Here is an 18215-nt window from a genome sequence, read left to right as displayed (position 1 = left end):
AAATCAATGGATAACGTACTACTGGCAAGAATGCTTTTTGGTTCGTCTATGGCTTTTCACATTATTTTTGCAACACTTGGTGTCGGAATTACACTCATGATATTAATCGCAGAAATTGTTCGTGCAATAACAAAAGACAATGATTACGGTCTATTGGCCAAACGCTGGACAAAAGGTGTAGCGATTTTATTAGGTGTGGCTATTCCGTCTGGAACAATCGTTGGTGTTATGCTCTCCTTGTTGTGGCCTGGTTTTATGGAGATGGTCGGTCAAGTTATTGCCCTGCCTTTCCAAGTCGAAATTTTTGCATTTTTTATTGAAGCTGTATTTTTATCGATTTATATTTATGCTGCTGACAGACTCTCGAGCACAATGCGCCTGATCAGTGTATTTTTTGTTGCCTTTGGAGCCACGGCATCTGCGGTGCTCATTACAGATGCTCATGCTTGGATGAATACGCCGCGTGGTTTTGATATTGTCGGCGGTCAAGTTGTGAACGTTAGACCTTGGGAAGCTGTTTTTAACCCAAGTATTTATGTTACAGCTTTGCATGTAGTGAGCACCGCTTATCTAGCTGGCGCTTTTGCTATTGCTGCTGTAGCTGCCTATCGCCTCCTTCGCGGGGGACTCTCCGACCGTGAACGGATGTATCACCGCAAAGGCATGATCCTTTCACTAATCGTTGCTGCAATTACATCAGTATATACTTCCGTTAATGGTCACGATGTTGCCGTAATGCTTCATAATTATTTACCTGTTAAGCTAGCTGCTGCTGAAGGATTGTTTGAAACCCAATCCAATGCTCCACTCGCCATTTTTGGTGAACCAGATCCTGAAGCCGGGCGTGTTGTTGGTGGAATTGAAATACCTGGTATGCTCAGTTGGCTAGCAACAGGTTCTACTGACGGCGTAGTCGTAGGTCTGTATGACTTCCCAGAAGAAGAGTGGCCCCCATTATTTGTTCATACGCTATTTAATATAATGGTCGGAATTGGCACGATGTTAATCGGTATATCATTCCTCGCTTTAGCTTACCGGATATTTAGGAAGGATAGGCCCTTTCCCGCTTGGATTTTAGTTCCGGTCATTGCCGGTGGTCCGCTGGCCATGATTGGCATTGAAACTGGGTGGATATTTAGTTGTACCGCTAGACAACCTTGGACCATACATCAAGTGATGACTACGGCTGATGCCGCTACACAATCCGGAAATCTCGGCATGTTGTTTTTCTTGTTTATCACACTTTACGTTATGCTTCTCGTCTTAACATATTTAGTGATGAACTTCTACTTTAAACGAAATCCGGTTTCTAAAGATCTCGAAGTGACTCCTTAAGGAGGGAATGTTCCTTGAATGAAGCATATATTGCAATTGTAATAATTTGGGTGTTTTTATTTGTCTACTCTATTGGAGGATCTATTGATTTTGGAGCTGGATTTTGGGCGATGTATTATTACGGTCGAAAAGATACGAAGGCTTCAAGTATCGCCAATCGGTATCTTTCCCCGTCTTGGGAAGTAACGAATGTTTTCCTCGTCTTATTAGTCGTTGCTCTCGTTGGCTTTTTTCCAGGTGCGGCGTTTTCACTAGGTACCATTATGATTGTTCCTGTAAGCTTTGTTTTGCTTTTGTTAACGATCCGCAGTGCCTTTATGGTCTATTCCTATACCGTCCAAAAGTATACGAAAATGTTGACCGTTATTTCTGGTATTACAGGTCTTTTAATCCCTGCGCTAATGGTCAGTATGCTACCTATCGCCATTGGCGGTTTTATTGAAACGGTTGGAACGCGCCAATATATACTATATAACGAGTTACTAACGAGCCCTACTCTATACGCTCATCTAGGATTTGGGTTAAGTACAGAGTTATTTCTCTCTTCGCTCTTATTAAGTGACTATGCACGGGAAGCGAATTCAGAAAGTACATATCATGTCTATCGAAGAAATGCGATCATACTTGGTCCGATTACGTTGTGCTTTGCTGTCGCAGCTACTTTGACACTGATACCAGAGGCACAGTGGATGGTAGAAAATATGGCAAGAGAATGGGAGCTTTTTGCCCTATCGTTAATTGCTTTTGCCGTTGGTTACAGCGCACTATGGTGGCCATCAAAGAAAGTCGATATTGGACAACCTCGTGTAGCCGTACTTGCGATCGTAACTCAATTTGGTTTAGCAAGCTTTGCCTACGGTATGGCTCATATGCCTTATATTTTATATCCGGATTTAACTATTTTTGATGCGTTTACCAATGAGACGATGTTCTACTCATTATTAATTGGATACGGGATCGGTTTAGCTATCTTAGTGCCTGCTTTTTACTTCTTCTGGCGACTGTTCATGAAAGATAAGCGTTATTTGCAGGCAGAGAAATCATCCAAGTAACAGCTTGTGTCTATCTATTTTTGAGATCGTAGTTAAATGAAAATGGAGAATGAACTCTTTACGAATTCGTTCTCCATTTTGTAGCATATTTGTAAGCTCAGCATGATAGTACCATTTAATCATTCGCTTATTTCAGTTATTGAAAATACACCATCTTCTATAATAAACCACACTTTTTTGTCTTCTTTTTTAAAGACATTCTTTACTCCAAACCTTTCTTCTTCAAGCTCTATCCAGCCCCAAGCTTCTATTTCTTCTAAGTAACGCTGCGGCAGGATCAACTCTTGCCTTCCACTAGTTAATTTATATAACTCATACTTTTCAATCTTTGGATTCGTAGGTGTTCGATTCGTTGTCATCTCAGCATTCTCTGGTATTGGAAAGTTCTCTATTGTTGAAGACTCTATGAATGTAACGTTTTCATGGTAACCATAATTACAAGCTGTTAGAGCAATAATTGATATAAATATAACAAAGTAAATTCTACTGGTCTTCAAAATTCTCCCTCCAAACTTTCGCCTATCATAATACTGGTAAAACAGACTATACTTTAATACTTCTTTTTTCGTTATGTTACAAAAAGTAAAATCCAACGTTGTTGTGGTGATCGAATAAGAATACTAAAAATGGTGTAATCAAATTCATCATATTAATAATATTCGACAATTGCATTGTTTGTAAGTGAAATTCGTACCTTTTCTTCAATATCCGCCATAATTTGACTTGACTGTATATATGGTTGATTTCCCCAATAAATCCACGCTTGTTCTTTGTTTTTTCAAATTCCTGATAAGATAACATTTAGACAAAAGTCCCTGTATCTTTCTCACTATTGTTCTCTATTATAGTTGTCTGCCCTAACTACCTCACATGTAAAAGGGTCAACTTCAAAGTGACATGTATCTACTAGCACTGAAATCAGAGGATGGTAGAAAATATGGCGAGAGAATAGGAGCCTTTTGCCCTATCTTTAATTGCTTTTGCCGTTGGTTACAGCGCACTATGGTGACCATCAAAGAAAGTAGATAGTAACATCCGTTAACATAATAGATTTAGTTAATGATGGGCGCACTATCCTCCTTATTTTATTTTCTTTTTTTGAACCCCCTTGACATACCCCCTACCCTATACTATAATTCAAATATACCTTGTAGGGTATCTAAATTGGATGGAGGGATTACTTTGAAAGAGATGTTACATGAAAGAACGATAAATTTTAAAAGTCAAGAAACAACAGTTACTTCCGCGCATTCGTATGGATCGGCTGTACCGAAATTATTTGCGGCCTTTACGGCCATTGCCGTAATTGGTTGGGCTGTGAGTATTTTCTTAACGGGAGTTCATTTCTGGGTACTTCCATTACCTGCAGACTTTGATGTAACCGGAACACCATGGGCGGTTATGACGAGTGAATGGGCGTATGTGATGGGGATTCCACTTGCTTTAATGGGAGGATTTTATTACCTTACAACTCTCGTACTTTCTGGATTGTGGTTTCAAACACGTCATCCTTTAGTACTTAAAGTGTTAACACCATTAACAATCATTGGTGTGATGTCTTCTGCATTCTTTGTATATTTACAATTATTTGTCATTGAAGCGATTTGTCCTTTCTGTCTCGTATCTGCGGTCGCTACAGTACTACTTTTAGTGCTCGAACTTGTAATGCTACGCATGAGTAAATTACCACCACTTCGCGAACTTGTTCGTGATGCTCGTTCTGCATTGGACCGTAAAGGCTTAACTTGGATGTTCCTTCTGTTTATCATAGCCTTACTTCCTGTGATCAGCTTCTGGTTCGCGACAATCATCCCAGCACCAGGTTCATAATAATTATACACGGATCAAAAAGGCGACCGAAATCGGTCGCCTTTCTTATATTTAATGTTGCCTCAATATTAATTACTCCAATTAGTAATTCCCATCTTCAGCTATTTGCTCTTTAGCATAAGAAAGAAATGAGGGTTTGACCATCCAACCTTCTATAACATAATTATCCCTTACTGTCAGACCGTTTAACTACAAAAATATAATTACCCGTAGCACAATATGTTACTTAATTTTATTTACTAACTCACCGACCGAAACAACAAATGGCCTCTTTTTTCAGGTGATCGTTTCAAGAAGACAAGAAATGGAACTAATGTTAAAACAACTGACAATACGCCAACTGGCCAGTAAATTGAGATAAGGAAGATCGAACCAAATAAGCTGTTGTAGAAGTAATGACAGAAGATCGCTGTCACGAATCCATACCTTTTGTACACATAATAAAAGAATGGTCCGACAATAATCATAAACTCAAATATACGAATATGCCATGGAACCATATGATAGCCCATATGACCAATCCCCCATAAGAAAGAGGTTGCTATCACTGAGAAAATTACACCCCAGCGGTCAAACGCAGGTATTAAATAACGCCTGAAAATGGTCTCTTCACTAATTGATGCACAAATTCCTAACGATAAAGCAAACACAGGTAAAGCCCATAGCGGTGTATTTAAAAAGATGGAGTAATCCATAACAGGTGACGTCCATGCCCCAAACTGTGCCCAAATCCCATAAAAAATGGTGACTAAAACCGTTGAGACGAGCATGAGCAGAAATCCATTCCAGACGGCAGGTTGAAGCTTAATGGCTATTTGGCTGAACGGCTGCACGTAGTCTGCTTTCTTCGCCGTTATCAAAAGGATGATAAATGTCGTATATGTGAGTACACCTGTAAATAGTAAACTAAACACATCAACGGTACCCATTGCTAAATATAGCCCAAAAAACCATCCGATCCCTGCTAAAAGAGAAATCAAAAAGGGACCTAAAAAGGTTTCTATTTCGTTTTTGTTCAGCCTTTTAATCAGTTGAACAGTTGCAACAATCGCAATAATGACTATCGTAACCATAAAGATAAGGATTAAGAGTATTTCCCAAAAGTTAAATAATGATGTTGATAGCTGGAATTCACGAACTTCGCCATACTTATGAAATCCAATAATTGCATGATCGGTAAGAGTAATACTTAGCTTTTCCTCAATATCTCCGATCACTTCACCACGGCTGTAAATTTGCTCTACCTCTCCAAAAAAGGTTTGCTCCTCATCTACTTTTTCAAAGCCAGCTCCAAATACCGTCTCAATAAATTCACTCACTTCTTTTTCACTATTAATCTCGTAGAAGATATTACTAGCACGAACCACTTCGGCTGTGAAAGGGTCGACTTCAAAATGTTCCATATCAACTAGCACAGAAATCGTATAGATCGGTATTTCACTTGTCAGATTTTCGATTTCTTCAGGAGTCCATTTGTGTTTAGCAATATATTGACCAATACTTTCATTGGCTCTGGTTTCATAAGTTGGCGCTTTTGATTTAATGTCGGTATTCAGGTCAAATTGTTTACTGAGCTGCTCAATCGACTCGGTTATGTCTGCTTTAGTTACGGTTTGGAGCGGGTAAACGGGTTCTGTATTTACAGAATAATAGATGATTAGAAAAACGACAGAAACGATCGATAAAAGTACTAACGGTCTAAGCCTGTTCAATGACGTCACCTCTTTATATGTAGTTATTCATTTATATACGAACAACGACTGATTTAGTTTCACTCTCTCCATAGTTGCGGAAATGCACTCTTCAAAAGCCAGTTCCCCCCACTCTCTAAAACCACTGATAAAACCAAACCTAACCGTTGAAAAACAAAAAAACACCCCTGCTTCTAACACATTTAGCAAGAGTGCACGGTTTTTTTAATTAATTTTTCGTCTCGCAAAATCGACGAACCGAAATTTATCCGGTCTGTGTCGGGACTCTGTATATTGAAATAAACTCGCATCATCTAAATACACAAAGTTTTTAACAACAACGATATTAACAAAACCGTCCAGATCAAGATAACGTCGATCTTCTTCAGTCGGTTCTTCAACCGTAATTTCTTTTTTTGCAAAGCTAATCGTTAACCCTAGATCGTTTTCAATGTATTCATAAATCGAGTTTTCACAAATTGATCTTGTAAGGTTAGGGACATATTTTTCTAATAAATAGTCTTTGTCTAAAATAATCTTCTCTTTTGAGATTTCTCGGACACGAAGGACCTTCCAAACCTTATCTTCATCAGCTGCCTTCAATTGTTCCTTTAAAAAAGCATCTGGTATTATTTCAGCAAAGTCTTCTACAGTCGTACTTGCACGACCGCCCATTTTTTTTGCCAGTTCCTTGAAACTGACAAGCCCTGAAATCGGAAAGTTGAACTTCTGGACATCCAGCACAATGGAACCTTTTCCTTGCACCTTTTGAATATACCCATGCTCAGACAGTAACTTTAGCGCTTTACGAATTGTTTCCCGTGACGTCGCATAAAGGTCAACTAGTTCGTTTTCTGAAGGAAGAAGACTATTGACCGGATAGTCTCCTTCTTCAATTTTTATTGATAGTTCTTCGTATATTTTCACGTACTTATTTTTCACGGATATCACCAATTACAATTGTATCACTTTTTCGTAAGGTGATAAACGACCGATTCATAAGGACGCATGGTTACGGCATTGGCTATAGATACAGAGTCATTGTAATTTGAAATAAGTAATTCAGAATTGAACGAATCAACTTCAATAGATGACGGTAGTTCATACGCCACTTCGTTTGCAGAGAAGTTATTGATTACAAGGAGCTTCTCATTATTATAAGCTCGAACATAAACAAAGAGCTCGTCATGGTCGCGGTCTAACAACTCATAATCTCCATACGTAATAATGTCATATTCTTTTCGCAGCTGGGTTAGCTTTTGATAATGATAAAAAATTGAGTTTTCATCTTGTACCGCTTTTTCTGCATTGATTTCCTTATAATTGCTTGCTACATCGATCCAAGGAGTTGCCGTTGTAAACCCTGCATTTTTTTCATCATTCCATTGAACTGGAGTTCTTGAGTTATCACGGGATTTCCGCTTAATGATTTCCATGATTTCCTCTTCTGCCATCCCTTTTTCCTTCATGATTTCATAATAGTTCAAAGTTTCCACATCACGATATTCCTTAATGTTTTCAAACTTAGGGTCAGTCATGCCAAACTCTTCACCTTGGTAAATGTACGGTGTACCTTGCATCATATGGATCGTTGTTGCCAGCATTTTCGCTGATTCATTATGGTATTTTTCATCATTTCCATAACGAGTAACGACACGAGGCTGATCATGATTACACCAGAACAGCGCATTCCAGCCGCCTCCTTTATGCATTTCCACTTGCCATTTCGAGAGAATGTCCTTTAGCGCATGGAAGTCCATATCACCGATTGCCCACTTTTCTCCGTTTGGATAATCGACTTTTAAATGATGAAAGTTGAATGTCATACTTAACTCATTACTGTCCGGGTTCGTATATTGAATACAGTGATCAATTGTCGTTGAAGACATTTCACCAACCGTCATACTGTCATATTTCGAAAACACTTCGTTATTCATTTCCTTCATATATTCATGAACACGCGGTCCATCTGTGTAAAATTTACGACCGTCTCCCGGTGCTACAGATCCATCATCATCCGGGAAACGTTGATCTTTTGAAATTAAATTAATTACATCTAAGCGGAAACCGTCTACCCCTTTTTTAAACCAGAAGTGCATCATGTCATAAACTTGTTTACGTACTTCTTCGTTTTCCCAGTTGAGATCGGCTTGAGTTACATCAAAAAGATGTAAATAATATTGACCTGTCTGTTCATCTAACTTCCACGCGGAACCCCCAAATTTAGAAACCCAATTCGTTGGTTCTTTTCCTTCCACCGGATCTTTCCAAATATAAAAATCACGGTATGGATTATCCTTCGATTGCTGTGATTTTTTAAACCACTCGTGTTCAGTGGACGTATGATTAACGACAATATCCATAATAATTTTAATGTCGCGGTTATGAGCTTCCGTTAACAATCGGTCAAAGTCTTCCATCGTTCCGTACTCTTCATGAATTGAGAAATAGTCACTAATATCATAGCCATTATCAATCTGTGGCGATTTGTAGATTGGTGTTAGCCAAACCACATCAATACCGAGTTTTTTTAAATAATCTAGTTTATTAATAATGCCTTGAATATCACCTACACCATTTCCGGTCGTATCATTAAAACTCTTTGGGTAAATTTGATAAACTGTTGATTTTCTCCACCATTCATTCATTGCTGCACCATCCTCAACGTTGATTTTCTACCAAATAGACTCTAGCTTCATATGGTCTTAATTCCTTAGTTTCTGTTTCTTTATAATTACTGATTAGCAACTGGCCTCCGCTTACTTTATCGAGATCAATTGTCGCAGGTTTACCATAAAAGTTACAAATGACATATAACTCTTGATGACCTAGCGTTCGTTTGTAAGCAAAAACCTCAGGATGATCTTCAAGAAGTAAATGATATGAGCCGTAAACGACAACCTCATATTGCTTTCTTAGCTGAATTAATTTTCTATAAAAATGAAAGATTGAACCTGGATCTTCCATCGCTTGTTTGGCATTCACTTTTTTATAATTAGGATTTACTTGTATCCATGGTTCTCCTGAAGTAAAACCCGCGTTATCACTATCGTCCCACTGAACCGGGGTTCTTGCATTGTCACGGCTTTTTTCATAAATACTAGCCATGATTTGCTCTTCCGACTGGCCCTGTTCTTTTGCCTCAGCGTAAAAATTTAACGTTTCAATATCCCGGTAATCATCAATCGAGGCAAAGGAAACATTCGTCATTCCAAATTCTTCGCCTTGATAGATATAGGGTGTCCCTTTCATCATATGTAGTAAAGTGGCAAGCATCGTTGCAGATTCACGGTGATATTGTTTATCATCTCCAAACCGAGAAACGGACCTAGGCTGATCGTGATTGTTAAAATATAAGCTGTTCCATCCACTATGCTCGAGTTCCGTTTGCCATTTGGACAAGTTGGCCTTTAAGTCCTTCAGGTGAAGTTCTTTTAAATCCCACTTGCCGTTTGCACCATTGTCGAGTCCCATATGCTCAAATTGGAAGATCATATTCAATTCGTGTCGATCATCATCCGTATAAAGCTTAGCTAACTCGGGTGTTACTCCTGGCATTTCCCCGACCGTCATGATGTCATACTGCGAGAGCACTTCCTTATTCATTTCTTGTAAGTAGTCGTGAATTTTCGGACCGTTCCGATAGTATTTACTACCTGAAGCATATTTTTTACCTGGTTTTACTTCGTCATCCGGCAACCCTTCCACTTTACTAATAAAATTAATAACGTCCATTCGGAAGCCGTCAATTCCCTTTTCTAGCCACCACGTCATCATTTGATAAATCTCTTTTCGCACTACAGGATTTTCCCAGTTTAAATCAGGCTGCTTTTTAGAGAAAAGATGTAAAAAGTAATCATCCGTCTGTTCATCATATTCCCAAGCCGAACCACCAAAGTTGGAACCCCAGTTATTTGGTTCCTTTCCATCTTTTCCAGATCTCCATATATAATAATCTCGATATTTATTCGCTTTTGAAGACCTTGCTTCAACAAACCATTTATGCTCATCTGAACTATGATTAACAACAAGGTCCATAATTAATTTCATGCCACGATTATGTACTTCTTTTAAAAGTTGTTCCCAATCTTTCATCGTTCCAAATTCATCCATAATGTCTTGATAATCGCTAATATCATAACCATTATCATCATTTGGTGACCGATAGACAGGTGAGAGCCAAATCACATCAATGCCAAGTTCTTTTAAATAATCAAGCTTCGAAATCATTCCTTGAAGATCGCCGATTCCATCACCATTCGAATCCATAAAGCTTCGAGGATACACTTGATAAACAACACTTTCTTTCCACCATGCTTTTTGCATCACTAACCTCCACCACCTTAACTTCTGCGCAAGTGCTAATCTTCATTTTGTCTGTCTAAAAAAATTGCTCATATGTTGAAAAATACCATTGGCTGCAGTGTGGCAAACCAATGGTATTTTTTTGTATTTAGTAAATGTGATACGAGGTTTCCTATTTTTATTTGACCCTACTACTGTAGCTTTTTATATTTTGCATAAAAATACGTTAATGTAAACGGAATGATGATTGCAATTCCCATACCGATAAAGAAAGGTACCCATTTATCAGCAACAATAGAGAAGAATGCAGGCAGACCACCTACACCGATAGACGGTGCAATAACGTTACTAATCGTAATAAACATACCTGCCGTGGCGGCACCGATAATTGCGCAAATGAATGGATACCTAAATCGTAAGTTAACCCCAAACATCGCCGGTTCGGTAATTCCTAAGTATGCTGATATGGATGATGATAATGATAACCCTTTTAATTTATCTTCTTTTGTTGCAAAGTACATCGCTAATGCCGCTGAACCTTGTGCGATATTAGAAAGAGCAACAATCGGCCATAAGAATGTTCCACCAATGCTGCCGATTAACTGTAAATCAACGGCTAAGAACGTATGGTGCATACCTGTAATAACTAGCGGTGCGTAAATTGCCCCGTAGAGTAAACCACCAATGGCTGCAAAGTTTCCAAAAGTCCAAACAAAAAGATCTGTTATCCAGTTACCAATTGTAAAAGTAACAGGTCCAATCGCAACGAATGCAATAAAACCAGTAACAAGCAAGGCAACAGGTGCTACGACTAAAAGCTTGATGGTATCAGGAACCCGTTTGTTTAGTGCTAATTCCATTTTGGCCAACACGTAGGATGCAACAAGGATCGGAAGTACCTGCCCTTGATAACCTAACTTCGCAATTTCTAATCCAAACAAGTTCCAGTACGGAATTTCGCCCGCTTCTAAAGCTGCCCCGTATGCCCATGCATTCAATAAATCAGGGTGAACGAGCATTAATCCTAGAACAATACCGAGTAATGGATTACCGCCGAAACGTTTTACAGCGGACCAACCAATCAAACCTGGGAGGAACACGAAGGCGGTATTTGCAATTAAATTAATTATTCCAGCAAAATCGGCCCATTGTTCATGAACATCAACAATTCCTTGTCCAGTATAGAAAATGTCTGGAGCCGTAAGAACATTGTTAAGCCCCATTAATAAACCAGCTGTAACGATGGCCGGTAGAATAGGAATAAAAATGTCAGCTAACGTTTTAATTGCACGTTGAAGCGGATTTAAGTTTTTCTCCGCGGCACTCTTCGTATCATCCTTTGACGCTTCTCCAATCCCCGTTATATTGACGAGCTCTTTATACACTTTGTCTACAAGACCTTGTCCAATAATAACTTGGAATTGGCCGTTTGTTGAGAATGACCCTTTTACCATATCAATATTACTTAACTTTTCTTGATCGACTTTACTTTCGTCGTTTAACGCAAATCGTAAACGGGTTACACAATGACTGGCAGAAGCAATGTTTTCTTTTCCGCCAATGGCTTCAATTATTTCTTCGACGGCTTGTCTGTTAACATCGGCCATAACCAACTCTCCTTTAGATTGATATCGTTTTCATTTCGAAATTAAAAATGAGGATCTATCCTATTATTCCTACCATTTAATGTTTCACCACAACAGTATCTTATTCTAGTTTTGAGGTACTTTATGTAATATGGATAAATCACCCAAAAATACGCTTTCATGAAACTTGTATATACAAGATAGCTATAACGAAATAGTAGCTTGTATATACAAATGTGTCAATTGTTTTTTAGGTGCTATATTAAATCCAGAAAAGTGTAGCAATTCCCCATCCGACGCACCTTAAACGGACATTGATTGAACAATAAAAAAACTGCACCTCAACTGTCAGTGAGTACTAACAATTAAGGTGCAGTTTAAGAAGGGCTGCGTTTTTATTTTACTACTAGGGAAAGTATACTTTTGTCTTTCGTCATATCCTTCCAACAACTATTTTTATTTAGCTGAGCCATAGTACCTTTCTATATTCTCCATCTTCGTCTGCGTTTTAACACTACCAAATTTGATCCCTTTACTTTTACATAGGGACGGACAAAATTCCGGTACGTGACAGCTGCTAGAACATAAGTAATCGCAATAAAAGGAATTGGGAACACGAGCGCCTCTAATAAAACACGAGCAAAACCACCGTGGTCACTGTATGTTGAAACGGATCCATACAATGCTAATTGTGACGTGCTGTAAAACATAAGCATGACGAGTGCATTAATACAATGAAAGAAAAGTGACAGCTTCCGTTCTTTCGTTTCCTTTTCAATATTCCATTGCAGGAGCAACACAAGGATCATCGATATTAAAGCAGCCGATACTGAAATTGTGTTAATTACACCGTTTGATAGTAACATTACTAATCCCTCTTTATTAAAGATTTTCCTGTTATTATGTGCAATTTTTAATTTCTATGAGTGATTTTGCAATTATTTAATAAATTTCTTTCCGAACCTATTAAATAAACGTTTAATTAACTAGAAGTAAAAACGTCATTAACGCCGTTAAACCCGTGACTACACCGGCAATTTGAAGCCATACTTTTGTTGAAAAGGACCTGTCCCCTAAGTCTAAACGTAACTGTTCAACAATATCTTCTCTTAAAACTTCAGCATCTGGGTATTTCCAAGCTTTTTTAAAATGAACCTTCACCGTTGTAAAAACACTTTCTGATTCCGTCCATTCTACACTAATCATTAATTGGTTGTCAGGTAATGTAAATGTAATTTCACAGTAATCAATGGTATGCTCTTTTTCAGTGAAGCTGATATGTCTAGCTTGTAAAACTTTCCGAATGACATCTGCTGTTCGATGCCCAGTTGATTTATAAATTGTAATATAGCCAATATTAGCTATTTTCATTAATAAAAACAAAAGTGAAACACCAATAACCACAATATACATGGTTAAAAGAAACTGATCATCCAGCCCTTCTTGTAGAGGAAAAACAAGTAACGTAGGCAGGATCGAGAGCCATATTGAAAACTTCGATTGAACAAATACCCCGTTATTTTTATTCAAACTGATCGACTTTATAAATTCTCCAATTAATAGTAAGACTAATACTCCTAAATAAACATAGACCGCTATCAACTAAACACACTCCATGATCCAAAATTATGGGTTGGATAATTTTACAAACCTTTACTTTTATTTTACCAATTGTACACAAATGGTAAAGAAATAAATTAATTATTTCTTCGCAAACCACTAAGAGCCAAGCATGTGCTTGGCTCCGTGAACGGTTTATGGTCCGAATTTTTTCTAATTTTACAGTCTTATTGAATTTGATAATGCTCTTTCAGCTGATCACGCAATGCTCTTTTTAGGAATTTACCAACTGAAGTCTTCGGAATTTCATCTAAAAAGACCACATCGTCTGGCAACCACCATTTGGCAAATTGCGGACGTAAGAAGTCCATAATATCATCTTTAGATACTTTATCTTTGAATTGGTCATGAAGAACAACGCATGCTAGCGGTCGCTCTTGCCATTCTTGGTGTGGGATCGCAATTACTGCAGCTTCAAATACAGCTTCATGCGCCATAATACCATTTTCTAAATCTACAGAAGAGATCCACTCTCCACCACTTTTAATTAAATCCTTTGTACGGTCAACGAGCTTGATGACCCCTTCTTCATCCATTGTTGCTACATCACCTGTATGCAGCCATCCGTCATAAAAGGCATCTTTACTCCTTTCATCGTTGTAATACTCGCTGGCAATCCAAGGTCCACGAATGAGAAGTTCACCCATCTCTTCTCCATCCATTTTCACTTCACCGTCTTTACCGACGATTTTTACCTCAAGTCCTGGCACGACAAGACCTTGTTTTGCACGAATAGATAACTTTTCTTCTTCCGGTAAATCCGTTTCATAGCTTTTTAACCTAGAAACGCTGACGAGCGGGCTCGTTTCCGTCATTCCATAGGCATGTAAGAACGGAATTCCGTACTTCACTTCAAACGCCTTAATCATAGAAGGAGGTGCTGCTGAACCACCGCAAAGAACTGCTCTTAAGCTGCTCGTATCGTATTCACCCGTCTCAAGCTCCTTAAGGAGACCGAGCCAAATTGTTGGAACACCTGCGGTTACTGTTATTTTTTCACTCTCTATAAGCTCTGCTAGAACTTTCGGAGTAAACTGTGCACCTGGCATCACTTGAGTCGAACCTAGCCAAGTAGCGATAAAAGGCATTCCCCAAGCATTAGCGTGGAACATAGGAACGACAGCCATACAACGATCTGACTCTGACAGACCTCCTGTATCGGCCATTCCTAGTGCCATACTGTGGAGAAAAATACCACGGTGACTATATACGACCCCTTTTGGATTTCCTGTTGTTGCTGATGTATAACAAATACCTGCTGGAGAATTTTCATCAATATCTTTCACAAACTCAAACTCTGGATCTCCCTCAGCTAATAATTCTTCATACGAATACACTGGAGATAAACTCGTTTCCGGCAATTCTCCATCGGTCATTACGACATAGGCTTGAACGGTTTTAAAACTATCTTTCACACGTTCTACCAATGGCAGGAGGTCACTATCGATGAGAAGTACTTTATCTTCAGCGTGGTTTACAATGTAAGAAATATGCTCTGGAGCTAAACGAATATTGATCGTATGTAGTACCGCCCCTATTCCTGGAATACCAAAGTACGCTTCTAAATGACGATTAGAGTTCCATGCAAATGTCCCTACTCGGTCACCTTGCTCTACACCTAGCTTCTGTAACGCACTTGATAATCGTCTCGTTCTTTGAGCAATTTCACGGTACGTATGTCGTTTGTTTCCTGCTGGTGTTCTCGTAACCACTTCTTTTTTCGGAAAATACTTTTCTGCTCTTTCCATCATAGAAGAAATGTTTAATGGTACATTCATCATAAAAAACGCCTCCTAAATAACCTAAAATATTTATAATTCGGCTAGAGCCGTATTACACGTATGAAAGAATAGTTTCTGAGATTAGGCTGCTTCTAGTAGCTTTTATTTTCTAAACTAGTAATCACTAAAAAACGAATGAAGTTGTAATCAGTAGGTCTATTTGTAAGCGCTTACTTTTTATATAAAACTAGAGTCAAACTAAATGTTTTACTTCTAGTTTTTCACACTTTACATTTTTATGTTCGAGGGTTTAGTATCATTCTATTTTTTGGTAAATTTCCTCTACCAATTGTGGACGCTCAGTACTCAGCCATAAATATAGACTCGCATAGCTTGAATACGGCTCCCATTCAGCTGCTAAATCTAAAACTTGATCCAGCTTCGGTTTTGTTTCTAAATCATACAGTCGCTTTAGTGCATTTTGAATTCCAATATCAGCGGCAGGTAATAAATTAGGACGCCCTAACCCAAATAATAAGAAGTTTTCAGCAGTCCACTTACCGATCCCGCGAATTTTTACTAACTTCTCGATAATCTCTTCATCTGTTTTGAAATGAAAGGCTTCCAAATCCAGTTCACCGTTTGCTATTTTCTTAGATGTATCAATAACATACTCGGCTTTTCGTTGACTAAACTGTAATTGGCGCAGCTGTTCGGGCTCTAGCTTGCTTACAACTGAGGGTTCAGGATAAAAAGGAACGCCACCCACTTCAAACCCAAACGTTTTGACAAACCGAGAAGTAAGTTCATGGGCAAACTTCATGTTCAACTGTTGATGAATAATCGTTTTCATTAAACAACCATATAAATCAAAATCACAAACGATAGGTGTACCATAAAATATATCAAATATAGGTGCTAGTTTCGTATGTTTAAAATGATCGGATATGTCTTGTAAATCGACATCCCATAAAAAAATCTGCTTTAATTTTTCAAGAACCTTCTCCTCATCTTCAACATCGCCGGTTATCGTAAGTCTCGTTACTCCATTGTTTTTTTCAAAAGAAACAGACACGACTTTGTTTTCAGTATAAATCGGAACTTTAACCTCATGATTGATACGATCGACAACATGCAGTGGGTCAGCAGATAATCTTTCTAACAAATGAGAGGCGGCATAAGGTGTGTTTATTTCAATGATTGTTTTCAATTTATTTGAGATGCTCCTTACTAATTTTTAGAAGATGATTTAATTATCTAAATTTTCACAAATATATAAATACGCTACATTTAGTTTATTTCCTGCCACTTCACATAAAAACTTCTAAATTTTTATACCTCATAATCTAACAAACTTCATCATGTAACGACATAGGTACTAAGTTATAACTAGTCCAACAGAAAAAACAGTTCCCTATACCTAGCCTTTTTATGCAATAATGGTTAGGGTAATTATTTCCAATATTTATTATTCAAGGAGGTATATGGAATTGGAATCGAAAGGTACTAAAATTGGGATTGGGATTGGTTCACTGCTTATTTTAATTATTGGTGGGATTTTATTTTATTCATTCTCATCATCGCCAGAAGTTAAATTGGCTCGTGCCATTATTAATTTATCTGAAGAAGACAAAGTGCAAGTAACAAGTGGTATGAATATGAGTGTAGATGTAGATTGGAATGCTCATGAGCTTGGTTTGTATGGAGAAGAAGAAATTTTCTTTGAAATCATGCAAAGCTTGTTAAAAAATATCTCTGGAACAAGTTCAATGATTTGGGACAGTGAAAATAAAGTGATGGAAATGAATGCTACCTATGGGATCTCAGGAGACATTCAAGGTGAAACTATTGATTTGCAAATGCCCTTTTCACTTTATATAGATGAAAATAATGATGAAATAGCATTTGACCTAGATCCATACGTTAATTTCACATCTGATATTATTGATATTATTTCTTACAATATCTTACCGAACATTCCAGATCTACAGGAAGAATTAGCTTACTTCACGGATGGGCAGGATATTGGAGAATTTGTTTCAACAGAATTAAATACTTTCATTGTACCGATTATCGAAGATGCGATTCGTGGGAAGAAATATACGGAGCCTCTAGATATTGACGGAAAAATGTTCCGTGAAGACGATGAACGTTACTTATATACTTTTGTTTTTGAAAAAATGCTGGAATATATGAAAGATAACAGCGAAGAAGAAATCGTTACCGAAGAAGACAACTGGATTTCTCTAAGCTTAGAAGAAGAATTGTTGTTTGACTCCCTTATATATGCCATGAAAGAAGTAGAAAAAGATGAAGAAGCCAAAGCAGCATATGAAGAATCTGGCGAGCAAGATATTGAAACAACCATTCGTGATTTGGAAGACACGAGTAAGGATTTAGAAGATGTGTCATTACTTCTAACTGGAAGCTTCTTAGTCGAAAAAAATATCATTAAAGAGAGCAAATTCGACTTCTCGCTTACTTTTGAAGAAGACGGCCAAAAGATTAACATGTCTGGAACTGTAAACAGTGAATATGTTTATGGAGTGGATACTGAGTTTAGTTTCTACGGTAAAGACCGCCAAGCAATTACAGAAGCTGAACTTGATGATATAGGCTATCAAATTGAATTAGCTTTAGAAGATTATATGATGGAACTTATGGCGGACAATTTTGACTATGAACATGACTTTGAACTAACAGATGAAGAAAAGGAATTGATCGCTGCTCTTGAAGCAAGCGAAGTCACTCATACAGACTTCGGTATGACTTCTGAAGAGATGTACCAATGGGTTTTAGCCCTTGAACTAGAAGGTTTAGTCAAATCAGGAACTTCAGATTTGTATATGCCCGATCTATAATTTTTTTTAAAAAACGAACCTTCTATTTCACAGAGGGTTCGTTTTTATTACGTTACATAACTGTGATTCCCCTTCTATCTAGTCGTTCTTTTCGAGCTTTTAGTATCATCATCTGAAGAAAGCCGACTTCTTCTATACCTCGTCATTTCCATTTGATTTGTTACTGTCGTAGCGAGGACGCCTATTTATTTTACCGGACTGAGTGGACCCGGCA

General features: G+C 38.0%; 14 protein-coding genes. 4 read left to right on the top strand and 10 right to left on the bottom strand.

All coding sequences use genetic code 11. The annotated features are described in order from the left end of the window. Nucleotides 1–6: 6 nt before the first annotated feature. Both N7Z68_RS18125 and N7Z68_RS18120 read left to right on the top strand, forming a co-directional pair. Nucleotides 7–1335, top strand: a complete 1329-nt coding sequence (locus tag N7Z68_RS18125; RefSeq protein ID WP_275119888.1) for a cytochrome ubiquinol oxidase subunit I — start codon at nt 7–9, stop codon at nt 1333–1335. A 14-nt stretch (nt 1336–1349) separates the two neighbouring features. Beyond that, entirely contained in the window at nt 1350–2387 is a 1038-nt protein-coding gene (locus N7Z68_RS18120; RefSeq protein ID WP_275119887.1) for a cytochrome d ubiquinol oxidase subunit II, read from the top strand. Between the two features lie 119 nt (nt 2388–2506). On the opposite strand, the gene N7Z68_RS18115 is transcribed toward N7Z68_RS18120, so the two are convergent. After that, nucleotides 2507–2884, bottom strand: coding sequence for a hypothetical protein (locus N7Z68_RS18115; RefSeq protein ID WP_275119886.1), 378 nt, complete (start codon nt 2882–2884; stop codon nt 2507–2509). A 694-nt stretch (nt 2885–3578) separates the two neighbouring features. Between N7Z68_RS18115 and N7Z68_RS18110 the strand changes: the two genes are divergently transcribed. Continuing rightward, nucleotides 3579–4217 carry a vitamin K epoxide reductase family protein gene (locus N7Z68_RS18110; RefSeq protein WP_275119903.1) on the top strand — a complete coding sequence of 213 codons (639 nt, stop codon included), beginning with the start codon at nt 3579–3581 and terminating at the stop codon, nt 4215–4217. Nucleotides 4218–4456: 239 nt separating this feature from the next. Here the strand turns inward: N7Z68_RS18110 and N7Z68_RS18105 are convergent, their stop codons facing one another. The 9 genes from N7Z68_RS18105 to N7Z68_RS18065 form a co-directional block, all read right to left on the bottom strand. Further along, nucleotides 4457–5929: a type II CAAX endopeptidase family protein gene (locus N7Z68_RS18105; RefSeq protein ID WP_275119885.1), complete on the bottom strand. Its 1473-nt coding sequence runs from the start codon at nt 5927–5929 to the stop codon at nt 4457–4459. 204 nt (nt 5930–6133) lie between these two features. After that, nucleotides 6134–6850 carry a trehalose operon repressor gene (gene treR / locus N7Z68_RS18100; RefSeq protein ID WP_275119884.1) on the bottom strand — a complete coding sequence of 239 codons (717 nt, stop codon included), beginning with the start codon at nt 6848–6850 and terminating at the stop codon, nt 6134–6136. A 23-nt stretch (nt 6851–6873) separates the two neighbouring features. Further along, nucleotides 6874–8556 carry an alpha,alpha-phosphotrehalase gene (gene treC / locus N7Z68_RS18095; RefSeq protein ID WP_275119883.1) on the bottom strand — a complete coding sequence of 561 codons (1683 nt, stop codon included), beginning with the start codon at nt 8554–8556 and terminating at the stop codon, nt 6874–6876. 13 nt (nt 8557–8569) lie between these two features. Further along, nucleotides 8570–10234, bottom strand: a complete 1665-nt coding sequence (locus N7Z68_RS18090; protein WP_275119882.1) for a glycoside hydrolase family 13 protein — start codon at nt 10232–10234, stop codon at nt 8570–8572. Between the two features lie 170 nt (nt 10235–10404). Next, nucleotides 10405–11820 carry a PTS system trehalose-specific EIIBC component gene (gene treP, locus N7Z68_RS18085; protein WP_275119881.1) on the bottom strand — a complete coding sequence of 472 codons (1416 nt, stop codon included), beginning with the start codon at nt 11818–11820 and terminating at the stop codon, nt 10405–10407. Between the two features lie 461 nt (nt 11821–12281). Next, nucleotides 12282–12665, bottom strand: coding sequence for a hypothetical protein (locus tag N7Z68_RS18080; protein WP_275119880.1), 384 nt, complete (start codon nt 12663–12665; stop codon nt 12282–12284). A 112-nt stretch (nt 12666–12777) separates the two neighbouring features. Beyond that, complete coding sequence (locus N7Z68_RS18075; protein WP_275119879.1) at nt 12778–13401, bottom strand: hypothetical protein; 624 nt, start codon at nt 13399–13401, stop codon at nt 12778–12780. Between the two features lie 185 nt (nt 13402–13586). Continuing rightward, nucleotides 13587–15200 carry a long-chain fatty acid--CoA ligase gene (locus N7Z68_RS18070; RefSeq protein ID WP_275119878.1) on the bottom strand — a complete coding sequence of 538 codons (1614 nt, stop codon included), beginning with the start codon at nt 15198–15200 and terminating at the stop codon, nt 13587–13589. Nucleotides 15201–15456: 256 nt separating this feature from the next. After that, nucleotides 15457–16350, bottom strand: coding sequence for a DNA-3-methyladenine glycosylase family protein (locus N7Z68_RS18065; protein WP_275119877.1), 894 nt, complete (start codon nt 16348–16350; stop codon nt 15457–15459). Nucleotides 16351–16630: 280 nt separating this feature from the next. On the opposite strand from N7Z68_RS18065, the gene N7Z68_RS18060 reads away from it, so the two are divergent. After that, nucleotides 16631–18001 (top strand): hypothetical protein, encoded by a 1371-nt coding sequence (locus tag N7Z68_RS18060; protein ID WP_275119876.1) that lies wholly within the window; start codon nt 16631–16633, stop codon nt 17999–18001. Nucleotides 18002–18215 lie beyond the last annotated feature (214 nt).

It is taken from the genome of Alkalihalobacterium chitinilyticum (assembly GCF_029028005.1).
Taxonomy (GTDB): Bacteria; Bacillota; Bacilli; order Bacillales; family Bacillaceae_F; genus Alkalihalobacterium; species Alkalihalobacterium chitinilyticum.
This window is presented reverse-complemented; position numbering and strand designations above follow the sequence as displayed.

Coding starts and splice junctions, on each gene's coding strand:
- N7Z68_RS18125 (WP_275119888.1), top strand. CDS start 7: ATGGATAACGTACTACTGGCAAGAATGCTTTTTGGTTCGTCTATGGCT.
- N7Z68_RS18110 (WP_275119903.1), top strand. CDS start 3,579: ATGTTACATGAAAGAACGATAAATTTTAAAAGTCAAGAAACAACAGTT.
- treC (WP_275119883.1), bottom strand. CDS start 8,556: ATGAATGAATGGTGGAGAAAATCAACAGTTTATCAAATTTACCCAAAG.
- N7Z68_RS18090 (WP_275119882.1), bottom strand. CDS start 10,234: ATGCAAAAAGCATGGTGGAAAGAAAGTGTTGTTTATCAAGTGTATCCT.
- treP (WP_275119881.1), bottom strand. CDS start 11,820: ATGGCCGATGTTAACAGACAAGCCGTCGAAGAAATAATTGAAGCCATT.
- N7Z68_RS18080 (WP_275119880.1), bottom strand. CDS start 12,665: ATGTTACTATCAAACGGTGTAATTAACACAATTTCAGTATCGGCTGCT.
- N7Z68_RS18070 (WP_275119878.1), bottom strand. CDS start 15,200: ATGATGAATGTACCATTAAACATTTCTTCTATGATGGAAAGAGCAGAA.